The organism is Fuscovulum blasticum DSM 2131, from assembly GCF_003034965.1.
In the GTDB taxonomy this organism is placed as follows: Bacteria; Pseudomonadota; Alphaproteobacteria; order Rhodobacterales; family Rhodobacteraceae; genus Pseudogemmobacter; species Pseudogemmobacter blasticus.
Genome location: NZ_PZKE01000012.1, coordinates 1 through 11,694, shown reverse-complemented (window position 1 = coordinate 11,694; position 11,694 = coordinate 1). Strand labels below are relative to the sequence as shown.

The 11,694-nt window shown below is 65.6% G+C and carries 13 protein-coding genes and 2 tRNA genes; 6 read left to right on the top strand and 9 right to left on the bottom strand.

What is annotated here, in order from left to right; genetic code table 11:
* Positions 1-16 precede the first annotated feature (16 nt).
* Together C5F44_RS12580 and C5F44_RS12575 are read left to right on the top strand one after the other, a co-directional pair.
* Positions 17-1,405, top strand: a complete 1,389-nt coding sequence (locus C5F44_RS12580; protein WP_107673986.1) for a sensor histidine kinase — start codon at positions 17-19, stop codon at positions 1,403-1,405.
* Between the two features lie 57 nt (positions 1,406-1,462).
* Positions 1,463-1,539: transfer RNA gene (locus C5F44_RS12575), tRNA-Arg, on the top strand.
* 388 nt (positions 1,540-1,927) lie between these two features.
* Here C5F44_RS12575 and C5F44_RS12570 read toward each other — a convergent pair.
* Positions 1,928-2,257, bottom strand: a complete 330-nt coding sequence (locus tag C5F44_RS12570; protein WP_107673985.1) for a nuclear transport factor 2 family protein — start codon at positions 2,255-2,257, stop codon at positions 1,928-1,930.
* Between the two features lie 138 nt (positions 2,258-2,395).
* Between C5F44_RS12570 and C5F44_RS12565 the strand changes: the two genes are divergently transcribed.
* Complete coding sequence (locus C5F44_RS12565) at positions 2,396-3,301, top strand: LysR substrate-binding domain-containing protein (RefSeq protein ID WP_107673890.1); 906 nt, start codon at positions 2,396-2,398, stop codon at positions 3,299-3,301.
* Between the two features lie 391 nt (positions 3,302-3,692).
* Here the strand turns inward: C5F44_RS12565 and C5F44_RS12560 are convergent.
* Positions 3,693-3,768, bottom strand: a tRNA-Ala gene (locus C5F44_RS12560).
* A gap of 95 nt (positions 3,769-3,863) precedes the next feature.
* A complete protein-coding gene (locus C5F44_RS12555; RefSeq protein ID WP_107673889.1) occupies positions 3,864-4,196 on the bottom strand; it encodes a TIGR02300 family protein in 333 nt (110 codons plus the stop codon).
* Positions 4,197-4,333: 137 nt separating this feature from the next.
* Here C5F44_RS12555 and C5F44_RS12550 point away from each other — a divergent pair, with 137 nt between their 5' ends.
* From C5F44_RS12550 to C5F44_RS12540, 3 genes are all read left to right on the top strand, one after another.
* Positions 4,334-5,029, top strand: a complete 696-nt coding sequence (locus tag C5F44_RS12550; RefSeq protein ID WP_107673888.1) for a M48 family metallopeptidase — start codon at positions 4,334-4,336, stop codon at positions 5,027-5,029.
* A 30-nt stretch (positions 5,030-5,059) separates the two neighbouring features.
* Positions 5,060-5,710, top strand: a complete 651-nt coding sequence (locus C5F44_RS12545) for a GntR family transcriptional regulator (RefSeq protein ID WP_107673887.1) — start codon at positions 5,060-5,062, stop codon at positions 5,708-5,710.
* 134 nt (positions 5,711-5,844) lie between these two features.
* Positions 5,845-6,756: a pirin family protein gene (locus C5F44_RS12540; protein ID WP_107673886.1), complete on the top strand. Its 912-nt coding sequence runs from the start codon at positions 5,845-5,847 to the stop codon at positions 6,754-6,756.
* An 80-nt stretch (positions 6,757-6,836) separates the two neighbouring features.
* Here the strand turns inward: C5F44_RS12540 and lpdA are convergent, their stop codons facing one another.
* The 6 genes from lpdA to odhB all read right to left on the bottom strand — a co-directional run.
* Positions 6,837-8,225 carry a dihydrolipoyl dehydrogenase gene (lpdA, locus tag C5F44_RS12535; RefSeq protein WP_107673885.1) on the bottom strand — a complete coding sequence of 463 codons (1,389 nt, stop codon included), beginning with the start codon at positions 8,223-8,225 and terminating at the stop codon, positions 6,837-6,839.
* 66 nt (positions 8,226-8,291) lie between these two features.
* A complete protein-coding gene (locus C5F44_RS12530; protein ID WP_107673884.1) occupies positions 8,292-9,182 on the bottom strand; it encodes a sulfotransferase family 2 domain-containing protein in 891 nt (296 codons plus the stop codon).
* Between the two features lie 29 nt (positions 9,183-9,211).
* Positions 9,212-9,607, bottom strand: a complete 396-nt coding sequence (locus C5F44_RS12525; protein WP_107673883.1) for an MAPEG family protein — start codon at positions 9,605-9,607, stop codon at positions 9,212-9,214.
* 132 nt (positions 9,608-9,739) lie between these two features.
* Positions 9,740-10,222, bottom strand: coding sequence for a hypothetical protein (locus C5F44_RS12520; RefSeq protein WP_107673882.1), 483 nt, complete (start codon positions 10,220-10,222; stop codon positions 9,740-9,742).
* A 58-nt stretch (positions 10,223-10,280) separates the two neighbouring features.
* The gene (locus C5F44_RS12515) at positions 10,281-10,868 is read right to left on the bottom strand and encodes a L,D-transpeptidase family protein (RefSeq protein WP_107673881.1); all 588 of its coding nucleotides are present in this window, start codon (positions 10,866-10,868) and stop codon (positions 10,281-10,283) included.
* A 78-nt stretch (positions 10,869-10,946) separates the two neighbouring features.
* A partial coding sequence (gene odhB / locus C5F44_RS12510) for a 2-oxoglutarate dehydrogenase complex dihydrolipoyllysine-residue succinyltransferase (RefSeq protein WP_146161947.1) occupies positions 10,947-11,694 on the bottom strand: 748 nt, incomplete at its 5' end.

Here is an 11,694-nt window from a genome sequence, read left to right as displayed (position 1 = left end):
GACGGTGGCCTTCGTCATGCTTGCCGAAGTGCTGATCTTCCTGCCCTCGATCGCGCGGTTCCGGGCCGATTACATGCTGGAACGGCTGAAACAGGCGCAGATCGCCGCGCTGGTGCAACTGGCCGCGGATGAAATGGTCAGCCCCGAACTTGAAGCCGAACTGCTGCGCAATGCCGAGGTTTACAACGTGGTGCTGCGGCGCAACGATGTGCGGCAGCTTGTGCTGTCGTCGCCGGTGCCGGGGGCGGTGTCGGGCAATTACGACCTGCGCACCGCCGGCCCGTGGGAGCTGATCCGCGATGCGGTGATGACCCTGGTGGAACGGGAAAACCGCATCGTGCGGGTGATCGGCAACCCGGTGCAGGAAGGCGGCCAGCTTATCGAAATCACCATGCAGACCGAACCGCTGCGCAAGGCGATGGTGCGCTATGGCGGGCGCATTCTCTATCTTTCGGCCCTGATCTCGGCGGTGACGGCGGTGCTGCTGTTCATCGCGGCGCAAAAGCTGATCGTGCAGCCGATCCGGCGCGTGGTGCGGCACATGCAGCTTTATGCCGAAGCCCCGGAAGACGCGCGGCGGGTGATCGCGCCCGTGGCCGAGCTGGAGGAGATGCGCGTCGCCGAAGAGGCGCTGGCCAGCCTGCAAACCCAGTTGACCGGGGCGCTGCGGCAGAAGGAACGGCTGGCCCAGCTTGGGGGCGCGGTGGCCAAGATCAGCCACGACCTGCGCAACATCCTGACCACGGCCCAGCTTTTTGCCGACCGGATCGAGGACAGCGCCGATCCTGTGGTGGCGCGGTCGGCGCCCAAGCTGGTGAATTCGATCAGCCGGGCGGTGGCGCTGTGCGAATCGACGCTGGCCTTCGGCAAGGCGGAAGAGCCGCCGCCGCAACTGTCGCGCTTTGCCCTGCGGCCGCTGGTCGAGGAGATGATCGAGGGCGAGGGGCTGGCCGAGGCGGTTCCCATGATCGGGCCGGTTGCCCTGACCGAAGGGGCGGCGCCTGCGGGGCTGGTGTCCTGCCTGATCGACGTACCGCCCGGCCTGACGCTGCGTGCCGACCGCGAACAGTTGTATCGCGTGCTGTCGAACCTGATCCGCAACGCCCGTCAGGCGCTGGAAGCCACGGGCGTTCCGGGCATGATCGAGCTTTCGGCCGGCGAGGGCGAGGCCGAATGGTGGATTCGCGTCGGCGATACCGGGCCGGGCCTGCCGCAGAAGGCGCGGGAAAACCTGTTCTCGGCCTTTCAGGGCGGCGCGCGCAAGGGCGGCACCGGCCTTGGCCTTGCCATCTCGTCCGAACTGGTGCGCGGGCATGGCGGGCGGCTGGAACTGGTGCGCAGCGATGCCGACGGCACCGAGTTCATGATCCACCTGCCGAAAGAGACAATGGACGCAGATACATGATCGCGCGTTTTGTCTCTTGCATTGCGCCGACAGCACGGCTACATCGCCCGGCATTGCGGACCCGTAGCTCAGCTGGATAGAGCATCAGACTACGAATCTGAGGGTCGGGCGTTCGAATCGCTCCGGGTCCGCCATTTTTCCAAAGAAAATCAGACGGTTGCATGTGTGCGGGATTTTTCCTGTCCGACGATCCACATGTGTCCTCGGAGGATTTGCGGCGGATGTACGGTCGGACGGGCCAGACCTTCCCCCTTCCGGGCAATAAAAGGCGGGGCCGAAGATCTGCCGAGCCCCTTTACGAGAATGTCGAACCCGCCGCGATTCCGATGCGCCGCGTCCGCCACCGTCTGGCCCCCCGCGCGGCGGGTCCGTCTGCTTCGACGAATCCCGTGCCGGAGAATTCCGCCGGCGATGGTCAGCACGCGGGCGCCAGGCCATGGAAGATGGCCACTGTCGCAGCGCCAGCCCCCGAAGTGCCATCGCGGATCAGAACGCGACGAACCCCCGGGGCCAGAAGGGATGTCATACAGTGATCTCCAGCTCGGCGATCTTGTCGCCCGCAAGGACGAAGAAGTAGCGCAGGTCGATCGGGCTTCCCGGAAAGTCACCGACGGCGTGGCCAGTCACCTGGGTTTTCCCACCTTCGGTGCTGATCAGGAACGGCGTCACCGTGTAGCTGTATTGTTGTCCTTCTCCTGCGATCCAATCGCGAATGGCCTCGCGGCCCCGATGGATCTTGCCCTTGTCCTTTACCGTGCCCTTGTCGGTGAAAGCGGCTGCCACAGCCTCGGGGCTGCCGTTTCGGTCGGCGTCGAAATAGGCTTTGATGCTCTTCGGCAGGGTGATTGTCATTTTGGTCTCCATCCATGGTTTCTGCAGGTTCCGCATCGGCTGCGCCGGTGTCGGGGGCTGATGAAGGACAATCTAGATGTGGACGAATGGCGCGATAACTGGGATAAATCGGCACGAGGAATTCCGATAAGAGGGATAATGACCCGGCCGCTGTTCGCCGATCTGGATGCCGTTCTCAGCATCGCCCGCCAGGGGTCGTTCCGGGCCGCCGCGCTTGAACTTGGCATGTCGACAACGGCGCTGAGCAACGCCATCGCCAAGCTGGAGCAGCGGCTGGGTGTTCGCCTGTTCAACCGCACGACGCGAAGCGTCTCGCTGACCGATGCGGGACAGACCTTTGTCGCGCGGATCACGCCCGCGATGACGGACATCCATGACGCGATGCTGGCGGTGCAGGCGCTTCAGGAAACGCCGACCGGCACATTGCGCATCAACGCCTTCGCATCCGCCGCCCGCGAGGTGATGGCGCCACTCATCCTTCCGTTCCTGCGGCGCTATCCGCAGGTGAAGATTGATCTGGTCACGGAAGGGAAGCTGGTCGACATCGTGGCGGCCGGGTTTGATCTGGGGCTGAGACCCCTCGACCTTGTGCCCACCGACATGATCGCCGTGTCGCTTGGCCTGCCGCGTGAAAACGCTGTCGTCGCCTCGCCCGAGTTCTTGCGTATGCACGGCGCACCGAATGTCCCGGCCGACCTGTACCGCTATCGCTGCATTCGCGCACGCCTTCCCAACAACGCCCTGCTGCGCTGGCGGTTCGAGAAGGGCGGGGTGCCCGTCCACATTGACGTGCAGGGCGCCATCACCCTTGACGAGGCAAGCCTTGTCCGGATCGCCGCCCGGGAAGGTATGGGCCTTGGATACGTTCAGGAGGCGGATGTGCGTGAGGACATTGCCACGGGGCGGCTTGTGCGGGTTCTGAAGGACTGGACCCCCAGTCTGGTCCCGCTGGCGCTTTACTACCCCGGCCGGAAGACGCCGCCAGCGGCTTTCAGCGCGTTCATTCATGCCGCAAGAGAGTTCGCTGGCGGGAAGATGAGCTGACAATGAGGATCTGCAAGATTCCAGTTGGCAGTCAGCGCGTTCGCTTTGAAAGGCCTCTCACACCGGGCGGCGTATGCCTTGAGGTGATCCAGGTGTGAAGCATCCGCCAAGTTTTCTGCAGCGCCGGTCGAGCGTCTGCGCCACGGAGATTGACTACGGAGTAAGTTGGTGAACTGACCGCCCGTTTAGGGCTGTTTGTGCGGTGTCATACAGCCAAAGCAGCGAGCTGGAGGGTGCCGCGGGCCGCTTCAGCTTCCCTCTGTGAGCGAAACAAAAGCCAGCAGAGCGATCTCTACCGGCGTCGGGTCTTTCACGGACGCAGGTTTCCCAGCTAAGTGAACAACCTGCTGTCATTAATGGAAGATCTTCCTGGCACTTGCCAGAGGAGATTTGGTGGAGCCGAGGGGAATCGAACCCCTGACCTCTTGAATGCCATTCAAGCGCTCTCCCAACTGAGCTACGGCCCCACCGGAGGTTCCGCGGATATCCCGCCGCGGTGCCGGGTGTCTAGGCGAAGGCGCGGGGGGCTGCAAGGGGAAAAATGCAGCCCCGCGCGAAGTTGTCAGACGTCTTCCTCATCGGCCGCGACATCGGCCAGATCGTCGAGCGAGACGTTGTCGTCAGCGTCGTCTTCCAGCAGATCATCGTCGATCTCGGTGTCATCCGCGACGGCGGCGCCGAGCAGATCGTCATCGGCTTCAAGGTCTTCGACCAGCGTGTCGTCCTTGTCGGGCACGACCCGGCTGATCACCGCGGCGGCCATCTTGCGGCGCGCAGATTCGATATCCACCACCTCGCCCGTGTAGGGGCTCACAACGGGGGTGCGGTTCAGGTCGTAGAAGCGCTTGCCGGTCGTCGGGCAGATGCGCTTGGTGCCCCATTCTTGCTTGGGCATGGGTATCGTCCCTTCAGTTCGGGCCATTGGTTCGGGCAATCGGAAAGCCGCCCCTTGCCATAGCTGCGGGCGGCTGTCAAAGCCTTTGTCATGCCGGGCGAGATGCGCGCTGCGGCACGGTTTTGCAAGGGGAAAGAATGCCGGTTTTGCCGGGAAATCCGCCGGTCGAGGTTCATTTGCGCCGCTCCGCGCAGGCGCGGCGGTTTTCGCTGCGGGTGTCGCGGCTGGATGGCAAGGTCACGCTGACCCTGCCGCAGCGGGCGCGCGACTCCGAGGCGATGGGATTCCTGACCGCGCAGGAAGGCTGGCTGCGCGAGACGCTGGCCACCATGCCCGAGGCCGCCGGTGAACGGGTAGGGCTTGGCAGTCTGGTGCCCGTGGAAGGGGTGCCGCTGCGGCTGGTGCAGGCGGCCACAGGCCGGGCGGTGCGGGTTGAGGGCGGGGCGCTGCTGGTGCCGGGTGATCCGGCACAGGCCGGGGTGCGGGCGGGGGCCTGGCTCAAGGCGCTGGCGCGCGACAGGCTGGCGGCAGCCTCAACACGCTATGCCGCGCAGGTGGGGCGTGGCTTTACCGGGCTGGCCCTGCGCGACACGCGGTCCCGCTGGGGATCGTGCAGCCCGGACGGGCGGCTGATGTATTCCTGGCGGCTGATTCTCGCGCCGGCTTCGGTGCTGGATTATGTGGCGGCGCATGAGGTGGCGCATCTGGTCGAGATGAACCATTCCCCGGCCTATTGGGCGGTGGTGGGGCGCATCTTCCCCGGCTGGCAGCGCGAGCGGGCCTGGCTGCGCAGCCACGGGCAGGATCTGCACCGGCTGCGCTTCGGGGATTGACCCCCGCGCGGCGCTTTGCTTCCCTGCGTCATGCCTACGCCGCCCCGCCCCACCTTGCCCGATCTGGCCGCCCATGAGCGGCTGTATCGCACGCTGCGCCAGCAGGTGATGCACGGCGAGCTGACACCCGGCCTGTCGCTGACGTTGCGGGGGCTGGCGCGGCAGTTCGGCGTGTCGATGACGCCGGCGCGCGAAGCGGTGCGGCGGCTGGTGGCCGAAGGGGCGCTGACGCTGTCTTCGTCGGGCCGGATCTCGACGCCCGAGCTTTCGCCCGAACGGATCGAGGAACTGGCGGCCGTGCGGGCGCTGCTGGAGCCGGAGATGGCCTCTCGGGCGCTGCCGCGGGCGCATTTCGCCCTGATCGAGCGGCTGGCGGCGATCAACGCACAGAACACCGAGGCGGCGGTGCGGCAGGATGCGGTGGCCTATGTCCGCACCAACCTTGAGTTTCACCGCACCCTGTACCTGCGGGCGCAAACCCCGGCGATGCTGGCGCTGACCGAGACGGTCTGGCTGCAACTGGGCCCCACGATGCGCGCCGTCTATGCCCGGCTGAACCGCCGTGACCCGCCCACCCATCACCGGATGATCCTGGCCGCGTTGCGGGCGGGCGATGAGCCGGGGCTGCGGCTGGCGGTGCGGACCGATGTGATTCAGGGGTTGCGGCACCTGTCGGGTTAAGGGGAACCGGCGGGGCGGGGCTGGCGGCGCAATCTCTGCATTTCTGCACAGTCGGCTTGTGCGCCTGCGTATTGGCGAGACGCCGGAAACGCCCCATCTTGGCCGCAACGAAACCCCTTCCAAGGAGACCGGCCATGTCGTTCCGTCCCGTTCTGGAAACCCGCCGCGCCCAACCGCATATCGAGGGCGCCGGCGTCCATCTTCACCGTGCCTTCGGGTTCCAGGACCCGACCGAGGCCGATCCGTTCCTGCTGTTCGACGATTTCCGCGGCGATCATCCGCGCGATTACAGCGCGGGCTTCCCCTGGCACCCGCACCGGGGGATCGAGACCATCACCTATGTTCTGGCCGGCACGGTGGAGCATGGTGATTCGCTGGGCAACCGGGGCATCCTGGGGCCGGGCAGCCTGCAACTGATGACGGCGGGCCGGGGGATTTTGCATCAGGAAATGCCCAAGGGTGACGCGCAGGGGCGGATGCACGGCTTTCAGCTTTGGGGCAACCTGCCCAAGGCGCTGAAGATGACCGACCCGCGCTATCAGGACATTCCCGGCGTGGAACTGCCCGAACGGCATGAGGATGACGGCAGCAGCCTCCGGGTGGTGATCGGGGATTATCGCGGCGTGAAAAGCCCGGTCGATGGCATCGCGGCCGATCCGCAGTATCTGGATGTCTTCGTGGCGCCGGGCAAGCGCAAGGAATTCCGCGTCGATACCCGCCGCCGGGCCTTTGCCTATGTCTTTGAAGGCGCGGGCCGGTTTGCCGATGCGGCGGCGCCGCAAGGCGTGCGGCTGGAAAAGGAAGTGGCGGGCCGCGAGGTCAATATCCGCGACCTGTCGGGCAACCGCACGCTGGTGCGCTTTGGCGATGGCGATACGGTGACGGTGACGGCGGGGCCGGAAGGCGTGCGCTTCCTGCTGGTCAGCGGGGCGCCGATCGAAGAGCCGGTGGCCTGGGCCGGGCCGATCGTGATGAACACCGAGGCCGAACTGCGGCAGGCCTTTGCCGAATTGCGCAACGGCACCTTCATCCAGCCGGTGCACTGAACCAAAGGGCCGGGGGCGCTGCCCCCGGACCCCCGGGATATTTGAGGACAGATGAAAGCCCGCAAGGGCTTTCGCTGTTTTCAGGCGTGGATCGCGCCGTCGCCGCAGGCAAGGGCGGCTTCGCGCACTGCTTCCGAATAGGTCGGGTGGGCGTGGCAGGTCAGCGCAATGTCTTGCGCCGCGGCACCGAATTCCATGGCGACGCAGATTTCATGGATCAGGTCGCCGGCGCCCGGGCCGATGATATGGCAGCCAAGGATGCGGTCTGTTTCCTTGTCGGCCAGCATCTTGACGAAGCCTTCGCCCTGGAACACGGCCTTGGCGCGGGCGTTGGCCATGAAGCTGAACTTGCCCACCTTGTAGGCGCGGCCCTGGTCCTTGAGCTGTTCTTCGGTCAGGCCCACGGTGGCCACTTCGGGGGTGGTGTAGACGACGCCGGGGATCACGCCGTAATTCACATGGCCGTATTTGCCGGCCATGATCTCGGCCACGGCCATGCCCTCATCCTCGGCCTTGTGGGCCAGCATCGGGCCGGCGATGGCGTCGCCGATGGCATAAAGGCCGGGAACGTTGGTGCGGAAGTGGTCGTCGGTCTTGACGGTGCCGCGCGGGCCCATCTCGACGCCAAGCGCCTCAAGCCCCAGGCCGGCGGTATAGGGCCGGCGGCCCGTTGCCACCAGAACGACATCGGCCTCGATCTCGCCGGCGCTGTCGTCCTTGCGCAGCTTCCAGGTGACCTTGGCGCCCTTTGCGGTTTTCTCGACCACCTGCACGGCGGCCCCCAGCACGAACTTCAGGCCCTGCTTCTGCAGGATGCGCTGGAAGGATTTGGCCACTTCGGCATCCATGCCGGGGGTGATGGCATCCAGATATTCGACCACCGTCACCTCGGCGCCAAGCCGGGCATAGACGCTGCCCATTTCCAGCCCGATCACGCCGGCACCGATGACGACCATCGACTTCGGGATCTTCGGCAGGGCCAGCGCGCCGGTCGAGGTGACGATCACCTCTTCATCGACGGTGATGCCGGGCAGGACCGAGGCTTCGGAACCCGTTGCAATCACGATGTTTTTCGCGGTGTGAACCTCGTCGCCAACCTTGACCTGGCCCGGCGCCGGGATTGAGCCCCAGCCCTTCAGCCAGGTTACCTTGTTCTTCTTGAACAGGAATTCGATGCCCTTTGTATTGCCGGCGATCACATCGTCCTTGTAGCGCAGCATCCGGTCCCAATCGACCGTGGGCTTGGCGCCCATCAGGCCCATCTTTTCAAAGTTCTCATGCACTTCATGCAACTGATGCGTGGCGTTCAGCAGCGCCTTCGACGGGATGCAGCCCACGTTCAGGCAGGTGCCGCCCAGGGTTTCGCGCGCCTCGACACAGGCGGTTTTCAGGCCCAGTTGGGCGGCGCGGATGGCGGCGACATAGCCGCCGGGGCCCGCGCCGATGATGATCACGTCAAACTCTGCCATGGGTCGGTTCCTTCGGATTCGGATGTCTTCTTTGCGTCTTCCGGGCGTCTTGCTTGCGTCTTGCGCTCAGGGCTGCCCGGTCGGGGGTTCAGGGAAAGGGCCGATCTCGGTCGAATAGCCGAAAGCGGCGTAATCGGCGGCATAGATCTGGCGGATCAGTTCGGCCGCGCGGGGGGTGATCAGCTCGCGCCCGGTCTGGTCGGGGCTGGCGTTGCTGTGCGGCATGACGAAATCCTGCGGCAGGGGGGCCCCCAGCCGGTCAGCGATCTGATGCAGGAAGGGGTTGAGGTCTTCGACATGGGCGATCAGGTCGGGGCGGAACACCTGCGGCATGATGCTGTCAACCTGGCGCTGCCAGTGCGGATCAACCAGATCGGCGCGGTTGTCGGCATAGCAGGCGGCGATGAATTCAAGGAACTTCTCGAACCCCGAGGGGCGATAGCTTTCCTTGGCCCAGTTCAGGCCCGTCAGCGCCGAGATGTGCAGCCGGTCGGTGTAATAGGGAACGTGCTTCAGCACATGCGACCGGCAGATGTGCTTGAACCCCGAGATCGCCCGCAGTTCCGGGTCGCGCACCGCGGTGATGCGCAGCGCGCCCGACAGGGCGGCGGCGGGATCGTCCAGTTCCCACAGCGGGCAGATCAGGCGCGATGACAGGACGCGGGTCGCCGGGGCGTCGCCGTTGGGGTCTTCGGGATCGGTCACGTCACCGGGCAGGGGCAGGCCGAATTCCAGTTCGAACAGCAGCCGCTTGAGCGAGGACGACGCCGCCTTGGGCGTGGCGGCATAGGCCCAGCGGCCCGAGCGGGGCAGGAATACGCCCGACAGGAAGCCAAGCGCCGCGGCATCGCTGGCGAAGGCGGTGCCGGTGGCGGCGCGGAAGGCGGCGGCGCGGGCAAGGCGCTGCGCGGCATCGGACGCGGGGGCGGGAAAGAACAGGGTCGCGGGGCGGGGCATCGGACGGGCCTTTGCAGGTTACGGACAGGTCAGAACAGGGCGGCCAGCAGCAGCACAAGGGTGGCGAAGAACCCCACCGCCCAGATAGCCGAACGCCACGGCCGCCAGCCATAGGCATAGGCGGGAACATAAAGGATGCGGGCGGCAAGGAACACCCAGGCGGCGGTTTGCGTCACCGCCGAGGACTGGCCCGACAGCGTGACCACCACCACCGCAAGGGTGAACAGGATCAGCGCCTCGAAATGGTTGTTCATGGCGCGTTGCAACCGCCCGGTGCGGGTGGACAGCCCGTGTTCGGGCGGCTTGTCGCGCGGGCTGGAGGTATAGCGCGTGCCCAGTTCAAGGTTCGCCGGAACGGCGAACAGCGCGAATTGGGCCATCTGCAGCAGGCCACACAGGGCAAGAACGGTGAGTTCGGGGGTCATTCGGGGCCTTTAGCAGAGGGGGATACCCATGTTTCTGACGTGAACTTGCCTGAGCGCCTGTCTGAGAACGATGAACGCTGCCGGTGAAGGTGTCTGGTGGGCCACCAGCATGACGATGGTGGCCCGAAACTGTCAATTCACCCCGATGGCCTGAGGGAGGACATTGCGTTTGTGGGCCCACCTGAACAGTTGCATCGTATCATGCGTGACAACCCTGCGATCAAGCCCGACGACCTGACAGCCGACCTGCGTGACGATCTGGGCGTTCGCGTCGCGGATCATGTCCCGCGTCTGATGCGAGTCGCCCATGAAACTTTCATAAACCTGAGGCTGCGTGCGGTTGATGATCGCGGTGGCTTTCTTGAACCGGGCCGCCGCGGTGGTGCTTCCGGTGCCATTGAGGCAAGCCACCTGATATTTGTGGGTCTGGAGGGAAGGTTCGACATCAACGCTTCCTCCCCGCTTCACGCCACGGTGCAGCGCTTCGCGGGTAAACGAAAACGTCGTGGTGGATGCGCTGGCGTCAAGCGCAGGGGAGGGGGCTGTTGAGACACAGCCCATGACAAGCGCGGCAAGGGCAAGACTGAGGGTGAGCGGCTTGAGGGAGAATGACATCAGATTTCCAGTAACTGGTTAACAGAAGGTGACGGGGCGGTGGTGGCACGGTCGGGGGTCATGCGCGGATCTCGATCGGGGTGCCATCGGGGACTTGTGACCAGATAGCCTGCATTTCGGCATTGGTCACGCCGATGCAGCCATCGGTCCAGTCTGCCAGCAGGTGCAGGTTGCCAAGGAAGCCCCAGCCGTTCGGCAGGCCGTGGATCATGATGTTGCCGCCGGGGGCGGCACCGGCCGCTTCGGCGCGGGCGGCATCTGCCGCGTCGGGGTAAGAGATATGCAGGCTGAGATGCGCGACCGAAGAGGGATTGCGCCAGTCGATCCGGTAGCGGCCTTCGGGCGTGCGTTCATCGCCTTCTTGCGCCTTGGGGCCGGCATCGGCGGCTGCGCCCAGCGAGATGCGGTATTCGGCCAGCGGCTGACCCTCGCGCAGCAGCGTCAGGCGGCGGGCGGATTTCTCCACCAGCACCAGATCGGCCTGCCGGTCAGCCGGCGCCATGGCGGGCGGCGTGCCGGGCCAAAGGCGGGCGGCGGCCTTTGTATAGGCCACGGCCGTAAGGGGCAGGGCGACGGCAAGGGCGGCGGCGACAAGGGCTGTGCGTCCTGTCAGTCCGCGCCGCGCTGCGGAAGGGGCGGCGGTCATGGCGTGCCTCGCGCGGTGGGGCCGTCCCGCCCGGCGACCGAAGGTTCGGGTCGCGGGGCGGGACAGAGGGATTTGATCTTACAGATCCATCAGCAGGCGGCGCGGGTCTTCCAGGGCCTCTTTCACGCGGACGAGGAAGGTCACGGCGCCCTTGCCGTCAACGATGCGGTGATCGTAGCTGAGGGCAAGATACATCATCGGGCGGATGACGATCTGGCCGTTCACCACCACCGGGCGATCCTGGATCTTGTGCATCCCGAGGATGCCCGATTGCGGCGGGTTCAGGATCGGCGAGGACATCAGCGAGCCATAGACCCCGCCGTTCGAGATGGTGAAGCTGCCGCCCTGCATTTCGGCCATCGACAGCTTGCCGTCGCGGGCGCGGACGCCCAGTTCGGCGATCTTCTTCTCGATGGCGGCAAAACCCATCTGGTCAGCGTCGCGCACCACCGGCACCACAAGGCCCGACGGCGTGCCGACAGCCACGCCCATGTGGACGTAGTTCTTGTAGACAACATCGGTGCCGTCGATTTCGGCGTTGACCTCGGGCACTTCCTTCAGCGCGTGGCAGCAGGCCTTCACGAAGAAGGACATGAAGCCCAGCTTGACGCCGTGCTTCTTCTCAAAGGCGTCCTTGTATTCGTTGCGCAGGCCCATGATGCCGGACATGTCCACCTCGTTATAGGTGGTCAGCATGGCGGCGGTGTTCTGCGCGTCCTTCAGGCGGCGGGCGATGGTCTGGCGCAGGCGGGTCATCTTGACCCGTTCCTCGCGCGCGGCATCGTCGGCCGGGACCGGGGCACGCGGAATGGCGGCCGGGGCGGGG

Coding starts and splice junctions, on each gene's coding strand:
- C5F44_RS12515 (WP_107673881.1), bottom strand. CDS start 10,868: ATGACCGCCGCCCCTTCCGCAGCGCGGCGCGGACTGACAGGACGCACA.
- C5F44_RS12555 (WP_107673889.1), bottom strand. CDS start 4,196: ATGCCCAAGCAAGAATGGGGCACCAAGCGCATCTGCCCGACGACCGGC.
- lpdA (WP_107673885.1), bottom strand. CDS start 8,225: ATGGCAGAGTTTGACGTGATCATCATCGGCGCGGGCCCCGGCGGCTAT.
- C5F44_RS12580 (WP_107673986.1), top strand. CDS start 17: ATGCTTGCCGAAGTGCTGATCTTCCTGCCCTCGATCGCGCGGTTCCGG.
- C5F44_RS12520 (WP_107673882.1), bottom strand. CDS start 10,222: ATGTCATTCTCCCTCAAGCCGCTCACCCTCAGTCTTGCCCTTGCCGCG.
- C5F44_RS12565 (WP_107673890.1), top strand. CDS start 2,396: ATGACCCGGCCGCTGTTCGCCGATCTGGATGCCGTTCTCAGCATCGCC.
- C5F44_RS12545 (WP_107673887.1), top strand. CDS start 5,060: ATGCCTACGCCGCCCCGCCCCACCTTGCCCGATCTGGCCGCCCATGAG.
- C5F44_RS12525 (WP_107673883.1), bottom strand. CDS start 9,607: ATGACCCCCGAACTCACCGTTCTTGCCCTGTGTGGCCTGCTGCAGATG.
- C5F44_RS12530 (WP_107673884.1), bottom strand. CDS start 9,182: ATGCCCCGCCCCGCGACCCTGTTCTTTCCCGCCCCCGCGTCCGATGCC.
- C5F44_RS12550 (WP_107673888.1), top strand. CDS start 4,334: ATGCCGGTTTTGCCGGGAAATCCGCCGGTCGAGGTTCATTTGCGCCGC.
- C5F44_RS12540 (WP_107673886.1), top strand. CDS start 5,845: ATGTCGTTCCGTCCCGTTCTGGAAACCCGCCGCGCCCAACCGCATATC.
- C5F44_RS12570 (WP_107673985.1), bottom strand. CDS start 2,257: ATGACAATCACCCTGCCGAAGAGCATCAAAGCCTATTTCGACGCCGAC.